This window comes from Paenibacillus sp. FSL R5-0517, assembly GCF_037974355.1.
Lineage (GTDB): Bacteria > Bacillota > Bacilli > Paenibacillales > Paenibacillaceae > Paenibacillus.
Window position 1 is genome coordinate 3,574,458 of the sequence record NZ_CP150235.1, and the last position, 24,110, is coordinate 3,598,567.

21 protein-coding genes and 1 pseudogene are annotated in these 24,110 nt (G+C 43.8%); 12 read left to right on the forward strand and 10 right to left on the reverse strand.

Annotated elements, in window-relative coordinates:
- Window positions 1-85: 85 nt before the first annotated feature.
- The gene (locus MKX40_RS15775; protein WP_339233759.1) at window positions 86-892 is read right to left on the reverse strand and encodes a carbohydrate-binding protein; all 807 of its coding nucleotides are present in this window, start codon (window positions 890-892) and stop codon (window positions 86-88) included.
- A gap of 344 nt (window positions 893-1,236) precedes the next feature.
- On the reverse strand, window positions 1,237-2,919 hold the full coding sequence (locus MKX40_RS15780; RefSeq protein ID WP_339233762.1) for a glycoside hydrolase family 2 TIM barrel-domain containing protein: 1,683 nt from the start codon (window positions 2,917-2,919) through the stop codon (window positions 1,237-1,239).
- 176 nt (window positions 2,920-3,095) lie between these two features.
- Between MKX40_RS15780 and MKX40_RS15785 the strand changes: the two genes are divergently transcribed.
- Window positions 3,096-3,956 (forward strand): AraC family transcriptional regulator, encoded by an 861-nt coding sequence (locus tag MKX40_RS15785; RefSeq protein WP_339233765.1) that lies wholly within the window; start codon window positions 3,096-3,098, stop codon window positions 3,954-3,956.
- Between the two features lie 86 nt (window positions 3,957-4,042).
- Here the strand turns inward: MKX40_RS15785 and MKX40_RS15790 are convergent, their stop codons facing one another.
- Window positions 4,043-4,987: an NAD(P)-dependent oxidoreductase gene (locus MKX40_RS15790; protein ID WP_339233767.1), complete on the reverse strand. Its 945-nt coding sequence runs from the start codon at window positions 4,985-4,987 to the stop codon at window positions 4,043-4,045.
- An 85-nt stretch (window positions 4,988-5,072) separates the two neighbouring features.
- Here MKX40_RS15790 and MKX40_RS15795 point away from each other — a divergent pair, with 85 nt between their 5' ends.
- The 4 genes from MKX40_RS15795 (at window position 5,073) to MKX40_RS15810 (ending at window position 8,713) form a co-directional block, all read left to right on the forward strand.
- Window positions 5,073-5,696, forward strand: coding sequence for an XRE family transcriptional regulator (locus tag MKX40_RS15795; protein WP_339233769.1), 624 nt, complete (start codon window positions 5,073-5,075; stop codon window positions 5,694-5,696).
- A 215-nt stretch (window positions 5,697-5,911) separates the two neighbouring features.
- The gene (locus MKX40_RS15800) at window positions 5,912-7,144 is read left to right on the forward strand and encodes an MFS transporter (RefSeq protein ID WP_339233771.1); all 1,233 of its coding nucleotides are present in this window, start codon (window positions 5,912-5,914) and stop codon (window positions 7,142-7,144) included.
- 5 nt (window positions 7,145-7,149) lie between these two features.
- Complete coding sequence (locus MKX40_RS15805) at window positions 7,150-7,581, forward strand: universal stress protein (RefSeq protein ID WP_339233773.1); 432 nt, start codon at window positions 7,150-7,152, stop codon at window positions 7,579-7,581.
- A 190-nt stretch (window positions 7,582-7,771) separates the two neighbouring features.
- On the forward strand, window positions 7,772-8,713 hold the full coding sequence (locus tag MKX40_RS15810) for a VanZ family protein (protein WP_339243094.1): 942 nt from the start codon (window positions 7,772-7,774) through the stop codon (window positions 8,711-8,713).
- A gap of 143 nt (window positions 8,714-8,856) precedes the next feature.
- Here the strand turns inward: MKX40_RS15810 and MKX40_RS15815 are convergent, their stop codons facing one another.
- A complete protein-coding gene (locus MKX40_RS15815; protein WP_091029919.1) occupies window positions 8,857-9,114 on the reverse strand; it encodes a GlsB/YeaQ/YmgE family stress response membrane protein in 258 nt (85 codons plus the stop codon).
- 154 nt (window positions 9,115-9,268) lie between these two features.
- On the opposite strand from MKX40_RS15815, the gene MKX40_RS15820 reads away from it, so the two are divergent.
- The 3 genes from MKX40_RS15820 to MKX40_RS15830 all read left to right on the forward strand — a co-directional run bounded on the left by MKX40_RS15820 (window position 9,269) and on the right by MKX40_RS15830 (window position 12,240).
- The gene (locus MKX40_RS15820) at window positions 9,269-9,985 is read left to right on the forward strand and encodes a response regulator transcription factor (protein ID WP_253436246.1); all 717 of its coding nucleotides are present in this window, start codon (window positions 9,269-9,271) and stop codon (window positions 9,983-9,985) included.
- Window positions 9,986-10,056: 71 nt separating this feature from the next.
- The gene (locus MKX40_RS15825; protein WP_339233779.1) at window positions 10,057-11,409 is read left to right on the forward strand and encodes a HAMP domain-containing sensor histidine kinase; all 1,353 of its coding nucleotides are present in this window, start codon (window positions 10,057-10,059) and stop codon (window positions 11,407-11,409) included.
- Between the two features lie 126 nt (window positions 11,410-11,535).
- The gene (locus tag MKX40_RS15830) at window positions 11,536-12,240 is read left to right on the forward strand and encodes a hypothetical protein (protein WP_339233782.1); all 705 of its coding nucleotides are present in this window, start codon (window positions 11,536-11,538) and stop codon (window positions 12,238-12,240) included.
- Window positions 12,241-12,364: 124 nt separating this feature from the next.
- Here the strand turns inward: MKX40_RS15830 and MKX40_RS15835 are convergent, their stop codons facing one another.
- The 4 genes from MKX40_RS15835 to MKX40_RS15850 all read right to left on the reverse strand — a co-directional run bounded on the left by MKX40_RS15835 (window position 12,365) and on the right by MKX40_RS15850 (window position 15,858).
- On the reverse strand, window positions 12,365-13,681 hold the full coding sequence (locus MKX40_RS15835) for a HAMP domain-containing sensor histidine kinase (protein ID WP_339233785.1): 1,317 nt from the start codon (window positions 13,679-13,681) through the stop codon (window positions 12,365-12,367).
- Window positions 13,656-14,354, reverse strand: coding sequence for a response regulator transcription factor (locus MKX40_RS15840; RefSeq protein ID WP_339233788.1), 699 nt, complete (start codon window positions 14,352-14,354; stop codon window positions 13,656-13,658). The genes MKX40_RS15835 and MKX40_RS15840 overlap by 26 nt, the downstream gene beginning before the upstream one ends.
- Window positions 14,341-15,249: a glycerophosphodiester phosphodiesterase family protein gene (locus MKX40_RS15845; protein WP_339233791.1), complete on the reverse strand. Its 909-nt coding sequence runs from the start codon at window positions 15,247-15,249 to the stop codon at window positions 14,341-14,343. Before MKX40_RS15845 ends, MKX40_RS15840 begins: the two co-directional genes overlap by 14 nt.
- Before the next feature lie 375 nt (window positions 15,250-15,624).
- Window positions 15,625-15,858 (reverse strand): spore coat protein, encoded by a 234-nt coding sequence (locus MKX40_RS15850; RefSeq protein WP_339233793.1) that lies wholly within the window; start codon window positions 15,856-15,858, stop codon window positions 15,625-15,627.
- Window positions 15,859-15,875: 17 nt separating this feature from the next.
- Between MKX40_RS15850 and MKX40_RS15855 the strand changes: the two are divergent.
- The 4 genes and pseudogenes from MKX40_RS15855 to MKX40_RS15870 form a co-directional block, all read left to right on the forward strand.
- Window positions 15,876-16,853, forward strand: a pseudogene (locus tag MKX40_RS15855) (sugar-binding protein); the annotation flags it as partial.
- Between the two features lie 342 nt (window positions 16,854-17,195).
- Window positions 17,196-18,053 (forward strand): ABC transporter permease subunit, encoded by an 858-nt coding sequence (locus tag MKX40_RS15860; RefSeq protein ID WP_339243096.1) that lies wholly within the window; start codon window positions 17,196-17,198, stop codon window positions 18,051-18,053.
- Window positions 18,054-18,070: 17 nt separating this feature from the next.
- Window positions 18,071-18,949 (forward strand): carbohydrate ABC transporter permease, encoded by an 879-nt coding sequence (locus MKX40_RS15865; protein WP_339233796.1) that lies wholly within the window; start codon window positions 18,071-18,073, stop codon window positions 18,947-18,949.
- Between the two features lie 46 nt (window positions 18,950-18,995).
- Window positions 18,996-20,681, forward strand: a complete 1,686-nt coding sequence (locus MKX40_RS15870) for an extracellular solute-binding protein (RefSeq protein ID WP_339233799.1) — start codon at window positions 18,996-18,998, stop codon at window positions 20,679-20,681.
- Between the two features lie 102 nt (window positions 20,682-20,783).
- Here the strand turns inward: MKX40_RS15870 and MKX40_RS15875 are convergent, their stop codons facing one another.
- Both MKX40_RS15875 and MKX40_RS15880 read right to left on the reverse strand, forming a co-directional pair.
- The gene (locus tag MKX40_RS15875; RefSeq protein WP_339233801.1) at window positions 20,784-22,400 is read right to left on the reverse strand and encodes a response regulator; all 1,617 of its coding nucleotides are present in this window, start codon (window positions 22,398-22,400) and stop codon (window positions 20,784-20,786) included.
- Window positions 22,378-24,108 (reverse strand): histidine kinase, encoded by a 1,731-nt coding sequence (locus MKX40_RS15880; protein WP_339233803.1) that lies wholly within the window; start codon window positions 24,106-24,108, stop codon window positions 22,378-22,380. Before MKX40_RS15880 ends, MKX40_RS15875 begins: the two co-directional genes overlap by 23 nt.
- Window positions 24,109-24,110: the final 2 nt, after the last annotated feature.

Here is a 24,110-nt window from a genome sequence, read left to right on the forward strand (position 1 = left end):
ACCAAAAAGGCGCTATCACAAGATAGTGCCTTTTTGGTGTCTTACTTGTATGAGCCATAATGTACAATTTGCGGACTGAATCTGATCATTCTCCTCTTTCGTTAATCTCGTGACCATAAGCCTCGAACTGGGTCAGGGCAGGAAAAAGAGCGGGCTCGTCTGACTTGATCAACTCACTAAGCTTGACCCATTCTACATTTTTCGGAATCAGGGAAATCGTTTGCGCTTTTCCTGATTTCACCAGTCGAGCGACCTCACTACTGCCATCCGAAAAGGAGAGCGTGACTTGTGTCCAATAATTGTCGTGCGGAAAATCGGCTCGAAGCACAAGTCTGATTTTGTCGATGCGTACCATTCTGCCGAAAGAGACCTTAAATTCCGCATCATCCTGCATATTAATGCCCCATGATTCGAAAGGCCATTCCCCGTGGGAGAAAGAAACAGTATTGCCGTTAATCGCATTTCGCGCAGCAAAAACCGCTTCACCGCGTGTCTCTACATTGGCGGAAGCATGAGGAAAGAGCGAGGTGTTATCATGATGGTCGTATACGTTCTCAGCCAGGTTTTTGTAGGCGGATATATCTTCAGGTGAAGCAAGCTGTGCAGTCATCACATGAAGATCGCCCGAAAAGGCTTTGGGCGAATAGGAGGTTTTTTTCTCAGCAAATGGGATGATGAACTGATATTCGTGTCCTGCCAGAAACACAAAGGCTTCATTCATCGCATCATCCAGTTGCATGAGCAGATATTGTCCGGCATCCAGGCTTTTCACAATAACCGAATCGCCCGGTTGATAGGGCCTGTTATAAACAAGGTGGACTTGGTCTGAATCTGTGTTCATTGCGAGCAATTGATTGGCTGCATCCCGAATCTCAATCGTAAGGGTAGTCATCTCTTTACCTCCGTGCATATTCAGTGTTTTGTTCCTAAATTGGAACATACAGGTTAAATCTTAACATGGCTGGTCCGGTAATAATCCCATTATGTTGAGCGAAAATACAGTATGGTTTCACGAATGGACTCGCATACGATAATCAGAAACAGGGAAGAACCGAATTCTTTATTGAAGCAAGCAGAGAAGTAGGGAAAATATATTCTGACAGAAAAGAATGTGATCCAACGCAACCACACTCGATGACGCTATCACTTGTTGCAAAGCACCTGTTGAAGATCATAGCTTTGGACTTCCCCCAATTGAAGGAAGTCCTGACTACACAACATGTGATTTTGAATGATTTAGCGGTATGAACTATACAGCTCACGCGTAACTTCATATGCAAGCTTTGGCCTACGATATTCATCCACCAGTCCTTTGCTATTGCGAGTGCAGGAGCGAGTCAGCAACCAACCTTCTCCTTCAGTCACTCTGCAATCGCTAAATTGCCATATAAACATGCCGCAAATATGTGGAGAATCCTGATACGCTTTCAAACAAATACGCAGAATGTCGGCTTGCCGTTCTTCCGACCCTTTTTCCCTATTAGCACTACGGAAACCATAGAATCCATCTGCTCCAAATTCACTCATAATGATTGGCTTGCCTGCTCCACCCAGTTGATTAGCCCATTGGAGTGCTTCCATGGCTAAATCAACTGGATTCTCATCTGTATACCAGCCAGGATACAGGTTAAACGAAACGATCTCTGCAAGCTCAAAGCAGAGCTCGTGACCTCTATGGTGGGATGCAAAGGAACGCGGCCGACTAGGATCTAACTCACCGATAATGCCCAGTTGCTTGGCATAATGGACCTTACCTTCCTCCGTATCACTGGCACATTCATTCAGGATCGCCCAGATGATAATAGAGGGATGATTAAAATGTTGTTCCACCATTTCCCGCGTTACTTGCTCACTTTGCCAGGCAAAATTAGGATTACGCATCTGTTCCAGGCTCAACCCTCTAGCATGATTCTCTTCCCAGATCACAATTCCTCGCTCGTCACATATATCAAGGAACCGTTCATCATACGGATAATGACTTGTCCTGATTGAATTACATCCCATGCCTTGTATAAGGTCGATATCCCTAACCATCAGTGGAAGAGGGAATGAACAACCCACCATGGGATGATCTTCATGTCGATTTACACCTTTCAGGTTAATTTTATGTCCATTTAAATGTATTTTTCCGTTAGCAGTAGAAATTTCTCTGAACCCTATTCTATCGATATAATCATCGATTTTTGATTCATTAACGATGATTTGGGCTTGTAGGCTATAGAGATTTGGCTTTTCCAGCGACCACTCCAAAACTTCCGGATAAGATAGCGTTTGTATGAATTCTGCTTGCGCACCAGGTAGCAACTCTCCTTGACCTATCATAGATTCGGTTCCTGCAAGCTCTCCAATGACCTGGACTTGATGAGAGGTTTGGCCGATATTCCGAATAATCACTCTCCATTGCCCCGTCCACTGACTAGATTGCAGCAGAGGTGTGAACATCACCTTTTCAATGAATACATCGCTCAGTTCTTCCAAAACAACAGGGCGAATGAGACCGCCATAGGTATAATAATCATTCGGCACATGCAGTGCGGACGCTTCGCTGAAGGTGTTATCCACGTAAACTAAAATTTCATGTTCACCTGCAACAACGTCGGGGATAATTGCATCAAAGGATGTGTAAGCATTGTAGTGAGATGTAACTAAAGCTCCGTCAAAATACACATCAGCCGTATGGCTCACGCCTTTGAATTCCAATCGGATATGAGTCTGGTTTGATACCGAAATCACTCTTCGATATACAGCTTTCCCTCTGTAGGTGCCAAAATGAGGGTGAGTCTCCCAGCATCCTGGAACAGGTAGCTTATAAGGAAATTCTTCAGGTCGTTCGCCTACATAATGAATGGGAGAAAATTCCCACAGACCTTCAAGCTCACTGCTGATCCGAATATGATGCGTATCGAAAAGTCTAATCATCTTTTACAATTCCTCCTATGTCCAATCCCATTTGCGGTAATACATTTAAATTAACGAATTGGGAAGAGGTTATCCATGGTCAATTCGATCCAAGGCATGTCAAAATCGCTCCATCTTTGAGTTTATTTATATCGACAAAGAAGGTAGGATAGTCTATGTAGGAGGTTGAATAAAAAATGTATAATCCCCTTGATTTGGTGGTTCGAATCGTATGGAGCGCACGAAAGCAAACACCGATGGATTGGTCGGATATCCGCAACAATACATCTATACACACCTTTTATTGGATACATGAAGGTAAGGGGGTATTTCATACAAAAGATCAAATTTATGAAGTACAACAGGGAATGTTATTTTATATGGCGCCTGGTGCACAGATGAGGATGGAAAGTTCACAACAGTCTCCCTTGACCATTAGCATGATCTTGTTTGACTGTTGTGCGCTTCCATATATAACGCCCGAGTGGCAGTCACCTCAACCCATGCATCGGATGAACATTCCATTTTTCAGCAAGCACTATTCGGAGCAAGCCTTACGACTTGATCATGCTTTTAATGAAATCACGGAATCGTGGTTATTGGGAAATCACTATCGCGAGATGGTAAGTTGCGCTCTGCTTTTGAAGCTAATCGCCACATTACACCGACCTGATCATTTTCCGGCGACGAGAGACACCACTTCCATTTTCTTTCGAATTAAAGAGGAACTGGAGACACGATTTGCTGAAAAACTCTACATCCGAGACATCGCTAACAAACATGCCATTTCCGAATCTTATCTTCGTAAAATATTTATGAATCACCTGGGGAGGTCTCCCAAAGATTATCTAACAGAAGTAAGGCTACGCCAGTCCGAACGTTATTTGACCTATACAAATTACACGTTTAAGCGAATTTCCAGTGCTTGCGGATACAATGATGAATATCATTTCAGCAAAGCCTTTCGCAAGTGGAAAGGGATTTCTCCATCCGTATATCGCAAGAATTACGAAAAGGAAGAACAGATGGTTGAAGACAGGGTAGACCAGCGCTATTAACCAAGAGCGTTTACGGATACCATCGCCGCGTACAAAGGCATTTAAAAGCCAAGCGGTCCATGTCGGACGCAAAGCACACCAAAACATCATAACTGATTGAGCTTGCTTTCAGGCTCTTCACCATTTTCTACACGTTTTATATTCTTTATAAAAAAATCATATCTTGTTTTATGATATTTCCGACCATCAGGCATTCCCGCTGTATGGGGAGTAAGTATCACATTACCCAGATTCCGGAGATCACTGTCCATAGGAAGTGGTTCAGATTCAAACACATCCAGACATGCACCTGAAATATCCCCGTTTTTTAATGCATCCATTAAGTCCTTTTCGTTGACAATCCCGCCACGGGCTGTGTTGATAAAAAGAGATGTATTCTTCATTTTTTTGAATGTCGCTTTGTTGATCATCTGTTTGGTCTGTTGATTCAAGGGTACATGTACACTGACGATGTCCGATGTGCTTATAAGCGTATCGAAATCCACCATTTTCACCAAATCGTCCGATTGTGCAATGGCATTTCTGGCATAAGCCAGCACATTCATATCAAAGACCCTGCAAAACGCAGCTACTTTTTTTCCGATCGCGCCCAAACCGATAATCCCAATCGTTTTGTCTTTTAATTCACTCCCTGCATAGTCCAATTGATGTTCATCCATCTTGTTTTTCATGAAAGTATCCAGAAACGGTATGTTTTTATAATAAGACAATATCAGTGCCATTACGTGCTCGGCCACTGCCTGTGCATTTACTCCTGCAGCATTGGCCACCCAAATGCCGAGCTGTGTACAGGCAGGGACATCCACATTATCATATCCCGCACCCGTCTGTACCAATTTCAATTTTTTTGCGATAGAAAGCAGGCTATGATCCACTTTAATATGTTCAGGAATGATTACTTGGCAATCTTTAATATGATGCAGCATTTCGTTTCCAGGCGGAACAATTACAACGTTCCAGTCTTGCGGAAAACACCTTGCAATATTTAATTTTGAAGTCTCGCTAAAATAGCCAACGATGAGAATCTTCATTTGTCAAACCACCTTTCATAACCTATACCATTTTTCAAATATAACACGTATGATGTTCGTTATTGAGTAACGTCGTTAGGAGAGTATGGAAAAGAATCCAAATAAACAATATACTAGCTATATAGTTTTTTGTAGAGGTGAATATCAAATGGATGAAATGCATGAATCAAAACAAATTGTATTACAAATCGGCATTGCATTGAAAAAGTACAGAAAAGAAAAAAACATGACCTTAGACGACTTATCGGAATTAACAGGCGTAAGCAAACTTACACTGGGAAATATAGAACGTGGCGAGACCAATCCAACTTTGGCCATTATATGGAAAATATCAAAAGGAATATCTTTACCGCTATTGGCCTTGTTCACAGCAGAGAAACCTGTTAGTTTGTATCGGGCAGGCGAGGGACTGCGGTTTTCTAATGATGAAAAAAATTGGATCATTGAACCCGTTTTTAAAAGCAATGATATTGAAATGTGTCGGGCTTATTTACAGCCAAATAGCTCATATTACCCTGAAGGTCATCATGTGAATACAACTGAAATTGCGACAGTAATGACCGGTTCCATTGAGTTACAAGTCAATGGAGAGATTCACATATTGAATCAATATGATACGATCAGTTTCCGTGCAGATTATCCTCACGCTTATACCAATCATACGAATAGCGAAACAGTGCTCCATATATCCTTAAAATATGGTTTCTAAAAGTCGAAAAGCCACTTATTAAATGCAACTCCGAATTCCATGACGGAAACTCGGAGCTGCATTTTTTTAGGTGGTTTTAGTATATCATAAAATAATTATTGTTTAATAAAGTATATTATAATATACTTTCGTTATTCGCGCGAATGTTATAGCAAAGTTTTTAAGCAGCAGGAAGGAAATATAATATGCAAGAATTCAGGAAGGAGACATAAAGAATGCCGACTAAACAAAATAAAAAATTCGTGCCATCCTCTATAGCGTTGATCATTCTCGGCATTATCGTTATTGCAGCTAATTTACGCACGCCCTTGACCTCAGTTGGTCCTTTAGTGGGTTTTATAAGGGATGACGTTCATATTTCTAATACATTAGCAGGTCTGATCACAACGGTACCTTTGCTTGCCTTTGCTTTATTATCACCTCTCGTACCCAAATTAGGGAGAAGGTATGGGGTTGAGCGTATCATTTTGATTGCCTTAATCTTGCTGACTGTTGGTATTGTAATACGATCTTTATCTGGTGCAGTTAATCTGTTTATTGGGACAGCAGTTCTTGGATTCGCCATTGCCGTATGTAATGTATTATTGCCGAGTATAATCAAACGGGATTTTCCAAATAAAATCGGATCCATGACAGGAGTTTACTCTATTTCAATGAATTTATCTGGGGCAATCGCTTCGGGAATCAGTGTACCGCTAGCCATAACCGCAGGGCTAAAATGGCAGGGAGCACTGGCGGTATGGGGGATACTAAGCTTTGTATCAATCCTGTGTTGGTTACCCCAATTAAGAAATCAAACGGACCAAACAGCCAAGACGAGTCAACAGATGGCCAGCAACGATGTGAATGTCTGGCGATCCCCACTTGCCTGGCAAGTAACGATTTTTATGGGGATACAGTCCATGGTTTTCTATGTGTTGATCGCATGGTTGCCCGAAATTTTAAAGCAGCAAGGAATTGAATCCAACCAATCAGGCTGGTATCTCTCCATCATGCAGTTAGCTATGCTTCCATTTACCTTTATTGTGCCTGTGATTGCTGGGCGTATGTCTAGTCAACGCTTGTTAGTCGTCATCACAACCATTTTGCTTTTGAGCGGGACGCTCGGACTTCTTTACGGCAGTTCCACTATCATTCTGTTGTGGATCATCATACTCGGAATTGGTGGAGGCTTCGCCTTTAGTTTGGCCATGATGTTTTTCGGGTTACGCACTGAAAATGCGCATCAAGCAGCGGAACTATCTGGTATGGCCCAATCGATCGGATATCTTCTTGCCGCACTCGGTCCAGCTCTTATAGGATATCTGCATGATGCAACAAATAGCTGGAACCTGCCACTTTTCATTCTTCTAGGGGCTTCGATCTTACTCTTTTTAGTGGGTATAGGAGCAGCAAACAACCGCTTTGTGGGTAGTCAAAATAGTTACGAAATGTCACGGAAAGGATGATAACTATGTTTGACAAAATTCTAGTCGCCATTGATAAAGGCGAAATAACGAACAAACTCCTTGATGCAACCGTTGAAATAGCACAAAATAAACAAGCTCAAGTTACCTTGGTTCATGTTAGCCAGAGTTATGTGCCGATCGGCATGACGTTTTTACCAGAGAATTTTCTGGAAGACATAATGAACGAAATGGAGAAAGCGAGTTTGGAACAGTTGCATCAAGCCAAATCTAAATTAAAGTCTGCGGGAATTAACCCGGAAACTGTTCATCTTAAGGGAGATCCTGGGCATGAACTATTGAATTATGCAAGGGATACCGAGCAGCAACTTATTATTATCGGAAGCCGTGGGCTAATAGGCATAAAAGAAATGATGCTTGGAAGTGTCAGCCACAAGGTTTCACAGTTATCAAGTTGCCCAGTCCTCATTGTTCATTAACTCCTCTATACAGCGGCATTTCAGGATATTGTGTCCTACAAATGCCGCTGTTTTTTCTATCCTTTAGTTGCCGAAAATGATGAAGGATCAGAGGTTCCATAACACTATAAGCAGCTTAATTATAATATGTGGTAAAATAGACGGGGCAATAAGCCTAGATAAGCACATGCATCTGGCAAAGGAGTTAACCATGACCAAACAACGTAAAATCATTCTAACCTTAACCATATTCTATACATTGTTTATTCTTTATTTTATGTTCCTCGCCTTCGGTAGAAGAGATGCTTCAGAGACAACGACTGGCTATACCTTTCTTTTCTCCCCAGATAGCTTTTTTAAACTGCCGGCTCTATCTGAACTCCTGCATCCCAGTCTCATGACTTTAGTTGATTTGGGTAACATTGCCGCCTTTATCCCTTTTGGTATCCTGATGCCATGGTTGTACAGGATTACCTTTGCCCGGTTCTTTACCTTGTTTGTTATAGCGATTCTTGTGCTGGAAACCATCCAGGCCCTTACCTTACTTGGTAGTTTCGATATAAACGATGCCATTCAGAATACGATAGGAGCAACCATTGGTTATGGGGCGTACAAACTTGGTTTCCGTTCCCGGAACCTCTGGCGCAATCTGGTAAGAACGGCTATTTCCGGTATGATTCTTTTATTAGTCGTATGGGGATTATTCGGAGCGATAGATAACGCAGCAACTAAAGTAGAAGGCCCTTTTATGGCAATCAACGAATGGATGGACAGTTCGGGTAATTCATCATCTGCAGACAAACCGGACAGCATCAAAATAAGCGATCAAAATGTAAAGATTCTCTATAATATGTACGGCGCTGAAGGCGGAGATCCTAAAACGTTTACATACACGTCTGAGGGAGAGACGATTTTCTCTTTTTATTACGGAATCCCTGAACCAACAGATTATTCAGGAAAAATTCGTGTTACCCTCAATGGAAACGAGATAATGACCGGGTCTGGAGAAGATCAACGGAGTGATCCTGAACTATTCCCGTTGATATTCAAGATTCCTCTCGAACCGGGAAGCCAACTGAAGATCACCATCGAAGGGAACGAAAAAGTATGGGATGTAGGCTATAAACGGATGCAATATTTTTGGAGCAGCTAAATGTTTGATCTTCCATGCCTTTTTAGGCTTGAAAAATGGATAAAGCAGTACAAAAAAAGGACCGTAAGTGTTCATCTCCCATCGATGAATGCTTTCGGTCCTTTTATCTAATGAACGACGGTATCGGTCTTCGTCTCTCTTGATTAACGTCTTCGGAAGGCTCCGCCACGTGCGAGAGCGAAGAAGATGAGCAGGGCAATAATGGAGCCAACGATGGCTGGAATAATGTGAAATCCGCCAATCACCGGTCCCCTTGGTCCCAGCAATTCCGTTCCTAACCAGGAACCGATAAAACCCGCAATAACGTTCCCAAGTACACCGCCCGGTACATCTCGCCCAATCAAGTTGCCGCTTAACCAACCAATAAGTCCACCAACAATGAGTACCCAGAGCAGATCCATGGATTGTTCTCCTTTCTTCGGGTTTATTACAAGTTATGTGGGGTTCGTTGGATTATACCTCATCTTCCTGTCGGTGGAGGAATCTAAAGCGTCTGTGCTAAGATGGGTTAATATAGGATTGAAGACGTTGGAGAACAAGGGTAGATAGGGGTGCGTGTACATTTTGAAGAAAATCTTAGTCATTGATGATGAAATCGCTATTCGAGATTTAATTGAGCTGGTGCTAAGGCGAGAAAACTATGATGTGCAGACCGCAGAGGACGGCAAAACGGGCCTGAGGCTGCTCGACTCTTTTCAACCCGATATAGTGGTACTTGATCTGATGCTGCCAGATTGCTCCGGATATGATTTGTGCAAGGAAATTACCGGAAAACGCGCCATTCCTGTGATTATGCTCTCAGCCAAAAATGAGGTAATCGACAAGGTGCTTGGACTAGAACTGGGCGCGGAAGATTATATGACCAAACCCTTTGATAATCGTGAGTTGCTCGCTCGCATCAAGGTGATTCTGAGAAGAAACGAGAGCAAGGAGGAATCAAGCGAAGGAACAGAGGTGACATCTACACGCATCATTCATGAAGAGTTGACATTTGACTTGGAAAGCCGAAGAGTGCTGAAAAACGATGTACCTGTGTCTTTAACGGCCAAAGAGTTTAAAATTCTGGAAACGTTACTAAAAAGGCCAGAAAAAATTTTTACCCGGGATGAATTGCTGCAGATTGGGTGGGGATATGACTTTATGGGAGACAGTCGCAGTGTGGATATGACCATCATGCGATTACGGAAGAAGTTGGAGGATAACGCGGACGAACCGAAGTATGTTAGGACGATCTATGGATTTGGCTATCAACTTGGAGGTGGCGAGGCCTGAAGTATGCAACCCGGTTACTGCTGAATTATTTATTTTTCTCCGTGCTGTCCTTTGGCATCATCATTTTTGCGGTGAACAAAGCAATCGATTACTACAGCTTCGTTACCATTGAGAAACAGATGATGGAGAAGGCGGATCTGTCCGAGCTGTCCTTCCGTGAGGTGTTGGCACAGCACAGGTCATCGTCAGGAGAGCCGCAGACGGAGGAAATCGTCAGACTTGCTCTGGAGAAGCTGAAAGCTTCAGGCAAGGAAGTACGTATCTATGATAGCTCCAAGCAATTACTGGGCTTGGCTGTGGATGGCATCATCATTAATGATGGCAAACCGCTTATTTTCGACAAAAATATAGAGAAAGCACTGAGCGGCAGTTATGCCTACACCGTCACGGAAGATCATCAGCTTTATTTTGCGACGCCCATTCAGAATCAATTCTACGAAAACGCTTATGTGTATGAATTCGTGGATGACATTTCCTACTTTTATGCGATCATGAATCAAATCCGTTATATCCTGTTTGCAGGTGCAGGCGGTTTCATTGTGCTGATTACGTTATCCAGTCTGTGGATTGCACGCAATACAACCAAGCCGATTAAGATACTACTTGGCGCTGTGCAAAGCTTCTCCAGACAGGAGTTTCGGAGAGTTCATCTAAAACGGAAGGATGAGCTGGGCATGCTGGCAGATGGGCTGGATTCCATGGGGCGACAGCTTCATGATTACATTCAGTACCAGAAACAATTTGTCTCCAACGTATCTCACGAGTTAAAAACACCCTTGGCAGCCATTCGTGGTTTCTCTCAATACTTGGTTGAAGGAGAGACTGAGAACAAGGAGCTGCAAAAAATCTATGCTCATCTGTTGCAGGAATCAGATCGACTCACCCGCTTGATTAATGAACTGTTATTATTATCTCGATTCGATAAGGCGGGTTCTAATGATTTGGAAGCCCGGAAGACGGAAATGAACGAACTGATTCAGCAAGTTGCAATGAATATGGGAGCCAAGGCTAAGGATAGAGGGATCGAGATCAGAGTTAGTCAGGCGGAGCAAGAACCGGAAGATGACGGTATGACAAGAGTGCAAGCCAACGTGAATCCAATGCTGATGTCCCATGCCATCGCCAATCTTGTGGACAATGCCATCAAATATTCAGGCAGTCCATCGCTGATCGAATTGAAGTTGGAACATACGCCAAGCGAGGTCGTTATACGGATACGTGATCAAGGCATAGGCATCGCGGGCGATGAGCTGGAGCGAGTGCAGGAACGCTTTTACCGAGCGAAAAATGCAAGTACAGCAAATGGGTCGGGTCTTGGACTTTCCATTTGCAAAGAGATTGTAGAGCGGTTTAATGGATATATCGACATTGAAAGTCAACTGGGAAAAGGGACGACCGTTACAATTGTTTTGCCTCGTGCGTAGCCCTGCATTTCAAACCCAAGCCTAAATAGGTAACGTTACAAGATTGGTACATTTCTGTTATAAGACTAACAAATCTTTTATTTATAATCACTTCATAAGAACAAATCACACATTTATGGAGGGATCATGATGAAATTAACAAAGAAAGCTGCAAGTTTTATCGTACTAGGTGCGTTACTAACGGCGGCATTAACGGGCTGTCAATCCAGTGATGCTACATCTCCAGCAACCGGACAGAACACAGCAAACGAACAGAACACAGGCGAAGGTACAACAAATGCTAATACGCCTGCTTCCGAAAGTACTGAAGAAAAGGGAACTGAAGCTATTAAGGAAGGTTCGATGGAGAAGGAAGGCAATGTGGTACTGAAGGAGCTTGCTTTTGTCTATAATGAGCATACCTTTGCGATTTCGGATACAGCGAATGAAGAACAGATGGAACAGATGCTGGGCAAACCGGATAACCTGAAATCTCATACGTACAGTGCTGACGATGGAACCAATATGGATAACTTAATCGGTTTTACGGAAAAAGTGTACACGTATCCCGGTCTGGAGATTAAAACCATCAGTATACCTGAGGGGAAACAAGACTCCATCTTTCATATCGAAATCACAGATCCTAAGTACGCCACAGTGCGAAACATTCAAGCAGGGGATAGCCTCGATACACTCAAAAACGCCTACCCTGAGGGGAAACTCGTTGGTGATGGCGCTCCAGATGAGGAGGATGACTTCCGTTACGAGCCGTCCAATTATGTGGATGTGATGTCATTTCATATCAAGGATGCCAAGGTCGAGAGCATTCAAATCTACAGTCTTCTGGACTAATAAGTAGTGAGCAATGTTGGTAAGCCATTCATGCGATTCACCTTCAATATCTGAATAAAAATGAAAAGTTAACCCTCATACATCCTGAAAAGGAGCATTGAGGGTTAACTTGGTTTTAGGACTTTTAAATTAAGCGCTGCTTGGGCAAATGCAGAATAACGTTGAATTGATCGCCATGAATTTCGATGTTGATCTCCCCGCCGTGCAGCTCAACGATGCTTTTCACAATGGACAGCCCTAGGCCAGAGCCTTCTGTCTGGCGGGATTCATCTGCTCTTTTGAAACGCTCGAACAACTCTTCCGCAGCAAAATCAATCTCATACGCAGCCGTATTTTGAATTTTGAATTGTACCTGATCATCAGACTCGTCCAAATAAATATAGATTCTGGTTCCTGGAAGCGAATATTTCTGCGCGTTGCCAATTAAATTTTCGAATACACGCCAAATTTTATTGCCGTCCAAATGTGCATGGATGGGGAATTTCGCGATCCTCTCCCGAATCACTGCCGACGCTTGTCCCATACCAGTGTTGGACTCGGCGATCGCCTGTGTCAATAATGTCGCGACATCGACGTATTCAATATCCAGCTCTACTGTACCGCTGGCCATCTTGGAGATTTCGAACAGGTCTTCAATCAACAGCTTCATCCGTAGCGCCTTCCGGTCCAGGGTTTCAATATAGGCTCGGGTAGTCTCCGTAGACAGATCTTCTTTTTTTAATAAATCAACATAGTTGATAATAGAAGTAAGCGGGGTTTTCAAATCATGCGATACATTGGTAATCAGCTCTGTTTTTAACCGTTCACTCTTCATTTGATTCTCCAGCGCGCTTTGATACCCGGCTTTCATATTGTTAATATAGCCAGCAAGCTTGGATAGGGCATCCTTGCCGGTTACCTGAATCGTATTCTGAATATTGCCTTCAGCAATTTCTTTGCTCCCGTTGATGATGGCGATAAAGCGTCCAAGCTTGGAAAGGATATACGGAACCAGGAACAGCACATACAGCAACACATAGAGTATGAGCAAGTCCTGTTCGTATACACCGTAATATGTGGCTGCCTGCCAAATACAAATGCCCGCTATCGGAGTTAGCAGAAACATCATGATGATGCCAAACGTTAATCTCCAGTTCTGCAAACTGGCTCTAAGACCGGTTCTCCAGCTATGAAAGTAATCCATCAGCAGGCTACCATGCCAGAAGGAACGTCCAGCTTGGGGTGCCTTAAAATAAAGAAACAACCTGCTTGCCAGTAAGCAAAGAATAATAAAGGCAAGCAGTGCCTGGATGTAACTTGAAGTTGAATAGCTAATACTCAACCCCGTGTATGAATACGAGTTTATAAGTATGAGGATCCATGAGATCGCGGCGACAATGATGACAATAAGGTCGATTGGAAGCTTCCGATCGGCTTTATTTTTTCTCGATTTTGTATCCAATTCCCCATACCACCTTTAAATATTTTGGGTCTTTAGGGTTGATTTCAATTTTTTCACGGATGTTTCTTACATGTACGGCAACCGTATTCTCTGAAGTGAAGATCAGTTCATTCCACACGCGCTCATAAATCTCTTCAATGGAGAAAACTCTGCCTTTGTTCTCCATCAGCAGCTCCAGAATTTTGTATTCCTTCGGGGTTAATCTAACGTCCTCACCATCTATCTCAACAGTCTTCGAGCTTTTGTTCAGCACGAGTCCTCTTACTTGTATAAGCTCATCCCCGTTTGACTGAAAGGAACCTAAATTCGTAAACCGGCGCAGCTGAGATCGGACTCTGGCAATCAGCTCTAGAGGATTGAACGGCTTCGTAATATAGTCATCAGCACCAACGTTGAGTCCTAAAATCTTGTCGCTATCTTCTGACTTGGCGGAAAGCATAATGATCGGTATATTTTTGTTTTCACGAATTTTAAATGTCGTTTTAATTCCATCGAGCTGCGGCATCATGTTGTCCATAATAATAAGATGAATGGTTTCTTGTTCAAGAATTTCCAGCGCCTCCAATCCGTTAGAGGCAGTGAATACATCCACATCTTCGCTTTTCAAATAAATAACGAGCGCTTCTCGAATTTCTGGTTCATCGTCTACAACAAGAATGTTATTGATAGCCATTATTTCTCACCTTCATCACGATATTTCTTATACTTGCTAATCCGGAACTCATGTATCCCGAAAATTCAACATGGCCGGGGGGAGCGTCTGCAAGCATCAGCTCCTCTGGTGATTCTTCCTGATCTGTGTAAAACCCATGTACCCCAAACCTGGACAGAATCTGCATAACCGGTCTGCTGTTCACCGTGTGAACATAACTTTTTACCCCAAACTTATTCAGTGCTGAAACTAAATTGGGGTTTAGATACACGCGGTATGCAGGCATGGCAACAGCTGTCAGTTGTTTGTCCCTTACGAATTCTACAATACTTTCGGCGGAGGCGCCAGTTTTGTAAAGTGAATATATTTTGTTTGGAAAGGGATGGATTCCCATAACCGTGTCATACATTTCCGGGCTGAAGATTTCAGGTATAACCCGGTGCTGAATTTGCGCTTTGCTGCCTGCTTTCGTGTCCACAATTAAGTCAAAATCAGGATATTGCTGCATCAGCTGCAGGATGTCCGGCAGGGTAAGAGGGTGGAATCTTCCCATAATAAGCGAGTTCGCAAACTGAAGCTTGGTTACGTTTCGTCCGCGATGAGCAGTCAAGCCGGGCTGTAGCTTCTGCGACCAATCATGTCTGGCTACAAGCTTCCCGTCCGTCGTCTGCACAAGATCAACCTCGAACAAACGGTACCCTCTATTGTAATTGGTTATAAATGCCTCATAAGAATTGGTGTAGCTGGCACCGTCAACTCCACCGAATGCATGTGCAATAAGCCTGTTTTCCTGCCAGCCGCTGGCACCAGGTATAGAGTCCGGCTGATTCTGACTTGTCCTAACAAGCCCCCAGTTGCACCAGATCATTCCTGCCATAATGACTATGAGTAAGCTTAACATCATCGTTTTCTTCATTCGTTCTGCTCCTTCGTTATCCCGATGTAAGTCATACTACAGGACGCAAATGAAGAAGGAGTGGTATAAAAACGAAGGAATTTATGAAGTTTGTATACATTGAAATTCATATAAAAAGAACAAAGCGAAGGCTCGGAAACGGCAAGTTGATCCGCTGGTTTGAGACTGGCACTCAACAAATGCATGAGACGTTGTTGGATGTGTGGATTATAAACAGGGAGGGTGGAAGAGTGAACAAGTCGAGGACGTTTCTTTAAGTATGTATCGTGACGCAGCAGAAACAAAGGCGGAATGGTTCCCCCCTTGTTTCATTACTAGATTATGGACACAGGGTACATTATGCACTTAGAAATCTCCGGCAGTAGTTAGGCGCTGTCAGGACGGAATGTTGATAGCCGTTTGAATGTTTTTCAGGTCGAGCTGAATTTGCTCTGAAATATGGAAGGGATGATATAAGCCATGCTGTGCCATGTAATTTGATATCTTCTCATGAGAGTCTATCGCTTCATCGAGCTGTTTCATCAGAATTTGCTTGATTTCGGGAGTGGCACATTCGGTCACAGCCATGGCATAATTTCTGACTCCACTCTTGGCGTTAGGGAGAGTCATCCGGTACAGCCAGCTTCCGTACCTTATGGGACCCCAAAAACCTCTATCTTCTGGTCGATGTACAAGATGCGAAAGTCGATAAGAATGACCGCGTAGACATCTTTGTTGATTTTAATAATGGCAAGACCTCCTCCTACGAAGAAGATGACCGACATATTATGATTACACGTACAGGCAAATATCAGGGTAAAGATGTGCGTTCATCTCGTGTAAGAGAAACGAAAGGCGGGTATCAGGTAGAATTGTCCATTCCTTGGAGTCATATAAAGGTGAATTCTGGCTCTGAAATCGGCTTCGACATCCGTGTGACGGACGGCAGTGCAGGTGTAGAGCAACCGAATCAAGCACTGTATTGGAACGACCGCACACAATCTCAGGACACAGATACCAGCAAATACGGCGTGATTCAACTTGACCCTATGCCAAAATCAGTAGAAGCTGTGCAAGCTCAAGTTCAGATTGACGGGCATAAAGAGGCGGTGTGGAATAAGGCCGTTCCTTTTGAAATAAAACGGTTGAATAAAGAGCCAGGCGCTGAGGCTGTGGCTCGTGCGCTGTGGTCAGATGAGTATCTGTATCTGCTGATCGACGTTACAGACCCAAACATTATCACGGATAGTATTAATCCATGGGATCAGGATTCGGTTGAGATTTTCCTGGACGAAAATCACCAGCGCACACCGTATTTCCAATATGATGACGCCCAATTCAGAGTCAGCGCAGACAACGTGGGAACCTTCGCAGGCAGCGCCTCGCCTGGACGGTTCACAAGTGCGGTGAAGAAAACCAAAAAAGGCTATCTGGTCGAAGCCAGAATCAAGTTGCAGTCCCTGACACCCAAAGCAGGAGATGTGATCGGTTTCGAGCTTCAAATTAATGATAACCAGGGGGAGGGCAAGCAAAACGTAGCGAAGTGGAATGATACAACGAATGAAAGCTGGAGAAATACGTCCCAGTATGGCATTCTCTCTTTTGCAGGAAAAGACAAACATTAAATCTTCGTTAGGTATCACTGTATAGTCAGAACCCTCGTACTTGTGGAGAGAACGATCCATAGGTATGAGGGTTCTTTTCGTGCAAACGACAAGTCATATTAACAATTTGTTATCGAAGCTATGGTTTTATCATGTTGACTTGGAGGAAGCCAATCTATACTTAAACCTACAGAGATCATACAGAACCTTGGCTGATGTCTCTGAAACCAATAGAGAAAGAGGGGGAGCACACGAATGAGTAATGCAAAAGCCAATACACCGCCCCAAGCCGATGTGATTCGTCCGAGTCCCCGGCGTACCAAACGCAATAAAGGCTCCAGGCGAACGCTGGCACTGGATCTGATGTTATTGCCAGCAGTTATCCTGACGTTCATATTTGCGTACATACCGATGGGTGGATTGGTCATTGCTTTTCAGGATTACAAGCCCTGGCTCGGGTTTGCCAAGTCTTCCTGGATTGGACTTGAGCATTTCCAATTCCTGTTCAGTATGCCGGAGAATGTGAAGGTGATCTGGAACACCCTGATTATTGCGGGGTTGAAACTGATTGGAGGTCTGATTGCACCGCTGATCTTTGCCTTGCTCCTTAACGAAGTACGAAAGGAAACCTTCAAGAAGAGTATACAAACGTTCGTTTATCTGCCGCACTTTCTGTCATGGGTCATTCTAGGCGGAATTTTGCTGGACATGCTTGCAACGAAAGGCATGATCAATCAGTTTCTTGGGGCGGTGTTTGGTATTGAACCGATCTTTTTCCTTGGGGATGGCACTTGGTTTAGAATCGTCGTTGTTACAAGTGATATCTGGAAGGAATTTGGGTTCGGTGCCATTATCTTTCTTGCCTCGCTGGCAGGCATTAATCCAGCACTGTACGAGGCAGCTGAGGTGGACGGAGCAAGTCGCTGGCAGCAAACCTGGTCCATTACGATTCCGGCTCTCATTCCCATCATGATCGTGGTAGGAACGTTGTCCCTCGGGAATATCCTGAACGGAGGATTCGATCAGATTTTCAATCTGTATAACCCGCTCGTTTACGATAAGGGTGATATCATCGACACCTTTGTATATCGGGTAGGTCTCATCGATGGCAAGTTTGGATTCTCGGCTGCAGTCGGACTTTTCAAATCGGTGGTTGGATTCGTGTTGATCGTGATTGCATACCGTGCAGCGTATAAATTTGCGAACTACCGTATTTTCTAGAAAGGAGACCTCACCTCATGTATCACAAAACGAAGCCTTACAAAGTATTCACTGTGTTTAACTATACGTTCTTAATTTTATTATCACTACTCTGTATAGTCCCGTTGATTCACATTCTCGCGGTCTCCTTCAGCGGTAAAGCAGCTGCCAATGCGAATCTGGTTGGACTCTTTCCGGTAGAATTTACGCTAGATGCTTATGAGAAAACATTGGCCAATGAGAACTTCCTTCGTTCCCTATGGATTGCTGTACAGCGAACTGTGCTGGGTACAATCCTGAGTATGGTTATTGTCACGTTAGCGGCCTACCCTTTATCTCGGGAGAATCGCAGCTTCAAGCGGCGTAACATCTACACCTGGTATTTTGTATTTACGATGTTGTTCAGCGGAGGATTAATTCCATTCTACATTCTTATCCAGAAACTCAATTTACTCAACACGATGTGGGTGCTTATTCTTCCCGGAGCGGTATCTGTCTGGAACATGATTCTTTTATTGAATTTCTTCCGCAACGTTCCCAAAGAGCTGGAGGAGGCTGCCTTCATCGATGGTGCGGGTTACTTTCGAACATTGATCTCTGTCTTTTTGCCCGTGTCGATGCCAGCCATCGCTACACTCTCCTTGTTCTCCATGGTAGGGCACTGGAATGCCTGGTTCGATGGGTTGATTTTCCTGACGGATCACGAAAAGTATCCATTAGCCACTTTCCTCCAGACGATCATCGTACAGCAGGACTTCAGTAAAGTTTCCGTGCGGCCCGAAGACCTGGAGAACATCTCACAACGGACGATCAAGGCCGCTCAGATATTCATTGGCATGGCACCGATTTTGTTTGTATACCCCTTACTGCAACGCTTTTTTGTTAAAGGGATTGTTCTTGGTGCTGTTAAAGAGTAAGACGGATTCAGATCTAACCAATTTAGAATGATATGGGGGAGACAAGATGTTTAAAACATGGCAAAAACCGCTTCGCATATTGATGGCTGCTACAATGTTATCTGGTGTGCTCGCAGCGTGCAGCAATGAATCGACATCAGAGAACAAGCCTAGCGACAGTAATGAATTTTATTCCGCTCCGTTTGAAAATGGTAAATATGTTGAGCCGGTTACCATCTCGACTGTATTTCCGATCACCAGCAGCTTGAAGTTCAAAAATGGGGAAAATATTGAAAATAACGTTCATACGAAGTGGGCTCACGATACACTGGGGATCGATATTAAATACTTATGGACGGTGAGTGAACAAAATAATGCGTACCAGACCAAACTTCGTCTCATGTTAACCTCGGGACAGAAAATGCCGGATATTATCTCTTTCCGTGGTGACTCCACGCTAATCAGTGATTTGATCGAATCGGGTCAATTCACGGATGCGGGGGATTTATTTGATAAATATGCCTCCGATGTTTACAAAAAAGCGATGGCGGAAGATCCAAACGTATGGAATCCGTATGTCCGTGATGGTAAACGAATGGCTATTCCCATTCTGGAGAACGCTTACAATAATGATCCCGTCATGTACATTCGCGAAGATTGGCTCAAGAAGTTAAACCTGAAAGCACCGACCACCTTAGCCGAGTTGGAGACGGTCATGGATGCCTTCGTCAATCAAGATCCGGATGGCAACGGCAAGAAGGATACCATTGCTTTGTCTGTAGGTTTCAAGAATGACTTGAACACCTGGATGTCGGAATCCGGCTGGATTTTTGGCATGTTTGGAGCGATGCCTAATCAGTGGAACAAAGCCGCAGACGGTTCACTTGCTTACGGCTCCATCCAGCCTGAGATGAAGCCCGCACTGACGAAAATGAAAGAATGGATGGAAAAAGGATACATTGATAAGGAAGCGGGGCTTTATGATGAGCCCAAAGCAACGGAGGCGTTTACTGCAGGCAAGTCCGGTATAATCGTTGGCCCTTACTGGATGACAGGCTGGCCGCTCCCGGATCTGCAAAAAAACGTGCCTGATGCCGAGTATAAAGCCTATCCACTTCCGGCCGGCCCTGACGGGAAGATGGGACGACATGGAACACCAATAAGTACAGGAGCCGTTCTCATTAATAAGGATATGGAACATAAAGATGCATTCTTTGTATATCAGAACTATTTGTTTGATCACTGGGCTAATCCGGACAGCACAACGTTCGTGCACGGATTTGCTAAAGGTTATGATTATGACATCGCTCCAGACGGAACCGTTTATAAAGAACTGCAAAGCGATAAAATTCCTGGTGGCTGGATTGATGCGATCCGCTATACGTTGACGTTTGACGGCGCGATTATACCTAACCTGATGATGAATACCCTGGCAGAGCTTGCAGGTGGGAAAGAAGCAACCACTCAGTATGAGAAAAACCTGGCAGACCGTATCCCTGAACAGATTAAGGCCGCCAAGATTGTCATTGACCAGAAGGATATCATCATGCCTGAAATGTTCACGGGTGTCCCCACGAAAACACAAGTTTCCCGAGGCGATATGCTGAGCAAGCTGGAAAAGGAAGTGTTGAATAAAATCATTTATGGCCAAGCACCTGTTGAGGATTTTGATGCATTCGTGCAACAGTACATGTCTTCTGGCGGTAAACAGATCACGGAAGAAGTAAACGAATGGTATGACACGATAAAATAAAAAACGAACCGCACTACATGTATAAGGAGTTTTATTTACCTTTATACATGTAGTGCGGTTTTTTACTTTGTTTTACGCTAACTTTCTTCATGATAATCTGCTTTATTGCTCCCGGTAATCCTGGGGCGTCATACCGAATTTATCGCGAAACACCTTGATGAAGTATTGGGAGTTGGCGTAGCCCAGTTTATCGGAAATCTCATATACCTTATCCTGCGAGTGGTTAAGCAGGTAGAGAGCAAGATCCATTTTGACACTTAAAATGTACTCACTCAAGCTGATGCCTTGAAATTGTTTAAACAGCTTGGAGACGTAAACCGGATGCAAACATACATGATCTGCGATCGATTGAAGGCTAAGGGAGTGCAGATTGGCGGAAACAAACGTCTTGATCTGATGAATGACGTCATGTTGCTCACCTAAAGACTGTTCTTCCAGCTTCGTGCGCAGTCGATCAAGCATGTTCTCGGCCCAATCTGTAAGCTGGGATACGGACCGAAAAGGCACACGTGGAACCCATTCGTTTCCGGCCAGATCGGATAACAGCGCTTGATTTTTGTGGGCAATGTAATGAAAGGCTGACAACAATATAATCTGAATCTCGTCCAGATGTTCTTCGGTTTGTTCAGGCAGCGTGCCATAACCTGCCTCAATTCGGTGCAGACGTTCTTTGAATACTTCCCATTGTCCTGTTTCAAGCAAATGATTGAAGGTTGGTGGTTCATATAAAATATGCAAGGAACGAATGGATACGGGACGATAGCTTTCCTGAAGGGAAAGGAAGTACCCTGTACCGTTACCTACCTGCTTTTTGAGAGCGGACAGGGCTTGCTCATACATGTCACGGATATCATGCTGGAGTTTACCCTTTTGGCTCAGGATGACGGAAATGCCACCTTTCAGATATTCATTGACGTTATGATGCAGTTGTAGGGAAATATGCGTGAGACCCTGATTCTGATCCTCAATCTGATCCTGTGCCGGCAATTGCTTACAGTGACTTACCTTTAACAAAAAAACCAGATAATCATAACGATCCCTGCAATGCCAGGTATGAAAAGCTGTATTAAATAACTCACATGCAATGTTGGTCACAGCGTATTCAAACAATTGCAGGCTGCTCGTCGTATGCCTGGTGAAATGTTCTTCTAGCCGTACCAGAACGAGTTGAACTTCATCTTCGGCATGGAAGGGCAGATGATAGTGTGCCAACTTGTCGTTCAAAGCATCTTCTGCATAACGATTACCTTCAATCAACTGATTCAGCAGCCTGTCCTTCAACGAAGGCAGATGCTCGCGAAACGAGTTCATCGCCTGTTCATAGGACAAGGCTCTGCGAATGTGCTCCTCAATGGAAAGTACCGTCTTTTCCAGACATGCCGCCAGTTTTTCCACATCTAGCGGTTTTAATAAATACTCAACAACCCCATGTTTGGTCGCTTCTTTCGCATACTCGAACTCGGCATAACCGGTAAGCAAAATACAGGGCAGGTTGGGTTTAGCCGCCTTGATCTGCCGAATCAGCTCTAGTCCGTTCATCACCGGCATTGAAATATCGGTAATCACGATATCTACGGTCTGTTCATCCAGAATGGATAAGGCCTGCATTCCGGAATATGCTTTGTGAATACGCTCAATCCGATATTCATCCCATGGAAATGAGATCTCAAGATCGTCAATCACATAGGATTCATCGTCAACTAACAGAATCTGATGCATCTGCAATATCCTCCTTATGTATCGTAATCATGCACAGGGTACCTTCATATAGGCCAGATTGAACGGACAAGCCCGACCGTTTGCCATATGTGAGTCTGATTCGCTGATTGACATTTCGAACTCCAGTTCCGATCTGTTCCTCCGGGCGGGTTAGTTCATCCATGTGTCTGCAGATCAGCGACAGTCGCTCTTCGGGCATGCCTACACCATTATCTGCAACGATGATACGGATGACCTCTTGGTCCTGCTCCGCGCGAATCGTAATTTGCCCTGAACCCATGGAGGGTTCAATCCCATGTTTGACCCCATTTTCAACAAGTGGCTGCAAAATCATACGAGGGATACGTACCGAGAGAAGCTCTTTGGGTACATCGATATCAAAAGTAATCGTTTTTTTTCGCATATGAATAATCGACATGTAATGATTCACAAAACGTAGCTCTTCACCTAGCGTGGAATCCATATCTTCAATACGATGAATATAACGGCAGTAGGAAGCCAGTTCCAAGGTCATGGCTGTGACTGATTCATAATCCTTTACACTCGATTTGCTCTGAATATAGTTGAGACAGTTGTATAGGAAATGGGGATTAATCTGAGCCTGATACTGCTTGAGTCTGGCCTCTTTGACAGAAAGCTCGCCAAGAAGGACTTGCTCAATTAATGTCTGCGTATTCTCAGCCATTCGGTTGAACGATCGACCCAGGATTTTGAATTCCAGAATCTGAGTTTCGTCGACCCGGCTGGAGAAATCTCCACGGTCAAACCGGTCGATCGCTTTACGCAACCGAATAATGGGTTGTTGAATCTGATTACGCAGAGCCATGATGTACAAAAGCGAGAGAAGCAGCAGGGCTATAAGTGCCAGCACAAACAACGTATTGTTACGTGAAATGGATTGCTGAAGCTGATTGGTTGGATGATAGTCGATAAAGTACAAATCCAGAATACTTGCTTTCATATACGTGATGAAGTAATTCCTGTCCTGAAAGGAAATTTCAAAGAAACCTCTGTCATTTCTGAGCTGTGGAACAACCTGAGCATCAGCCTGGGCAAGTTCAAGGGAGCCTGAACCGCGAATGGCTGTTTGAAAATGGGAATCATACAGCATCGGTGTTCCGGATGTGTAATCAGACATCATTTTCTGCATGACGTCTAATGAGATCCTGATCTCGATATACATCGGCCCTCGATGTCCCTTGGTGAGATGTGAATAATAACCTGTGCCATCCTTGTTCATATGTAATATCCATTGATCGAGCGGGTCTTGAGACATGGAGAATGATCGAAACGAGAACTGTGGATCAGAAGATACCGTGTCCTTATGATCCGGATAATACAAAATAATGGTATTGTTCCATGAGGTGGAAGCACTGTTTAAAGCCAGCTTCTCAATGAGCTCCAGCTTGGCCTTGTATTTAGCAAAATCATTTCCGTAATGAAGAACATATGTATAACCTCTGACGGATTGATCCTCTGATAATGTTAGCGCATTCATTAATACCTGTTCAAATTGATTTGATAGCTGGGAGGACATGAATCGCACTTCGCCCAATTTATTCTTTTCCAACTCTCGTTGAATATCTTCCACATTTAATCGATAGATCCACCAGAAGATCAGTACAATCAGCATAAACATCAGTACTAGACCGAGTGCCAGCTTTCGAAAAATAGAGCCGTTCTCTGTGGCATACTTTTCCTTCAACATGT

Coding starts and splice junctions, on each gene's coding strand:
- MKX40_RS15775 (WP_339233759.1), bottom strand. CDS start 892: ATGACTACCCTTACGATTGAGATTCGGGATGCAGCCAATCAATTGCTC.
- MKX40_RS15780 (WP_339233762.1), bottom strand. CDS start 2,919: ATGATTAGACTTTTCGATACGCATCATATTCGGATCAGCAGTGAGCTT.
- MKX40_RS15785 (WP_339233765.1), top strand. CDS start 3,096: ATGTATAATCCCCTTGATTTGGTGGTTCGAATCGTATGGAGCGCACGA.
- MKX40_RS15790 (WP_339233767.1), bottom strand. CDS start 4,987: ATGAAGATTCTCATCGTTGGCTATTTTAGCGAGACTTCAAAATTAAAT.
- MKX40_RS15795 (WP_339233769.1), top strand. CDS start 5,073: ATGGAAAAGAATCCAAATAAACAATATACTAGCTATATAGTTTTTTGT.
- MKX40_RS15800 (WP_339233771.1), top strand. CDS start 5,912: ATGCCGACTAAACAAAATAAAAAATTCGTGCCATCCTCTATAGCGTTG.
- MKX40_RS15805 (WP_339233773.1), top strand. CDS start 7,150: ATGTTTGACAAAATTCTAGTCGCCATTGATAAAGGCGAAATAACGAAC.
- MKX40_RS15810 (WP_339243094.1), top strand. CDS start 7,772: ATGACCAAACAACGTAAAATCATTCTAACCTTAACCATATTCTATACA.
- MKX40_RS15815 (WP_091029919.1), bottom strand. CDS start 9,114: ATGGATCTGCTCTGGGTACTCATTGTTGGTGGACTTATTGGTTGGTTA.
- MKX40_RS15830 (WP_339233782.1), top strand. CDS start 11,536: ATGATGAAATTAACAAAGAAAGCTGCAAGTTTTATCGTACTAGGTGCG.
- MKX40_RS15840 (WP_339233788.1), bottom strand. CDS start 14,354: ATGGCTATCAATAACATTCTTGTTGTAGACGATGAACCAGAAATTCGA.
- MKX40_RS15845 (WP_339233791.1), bottom strand. CDS start 15,249: ATGAAGAAAACGATGATGTTAAGCTTACTCATAGTCATTATGGCAGGA.
- MKX40_RS15850 (WP_339233793.1), bottom strand. CDS start 15,858: ATGACTCTCCCTAACGCCAAGAGTGGAGTCAGAAATTATGCCATGGCT.
- MKX40_RS15860 (WP_339243096.1), top strand. CDS start 17,196: ATGTTATTGCCAGCAGTTATCCTGACGTTCATATTTGCGTACATACCG.
- MKX40_RS15865 (WP_339233796.1), top strand. CDS start 18,071: ATGTATCACAAAACGAAGCCTTACAAAGTATTCACTGTGTTTAACTAT.
- MKX40_RS15870 (WP_339233799.1), top strand. CDS start 18,996: ATGTTTAAAACATGGCAAAAACCGCTTCGCATATTGATGGCTGCTACA.
- MKX40_RS15875 (WP_339233801.1), bottom strand. CDS start 22,400: ATGCATCAGATTCTGTTAGTTGACGATGAATCCTATGTGATTGACGAT.
- MKX40_RS15880 (WP_339233803.1), bottom strand. CDS start 24,108: ATGTTGAAGGAAAAGTATGCCACAGAGAACGGCTCTATTTTTCGAAAG.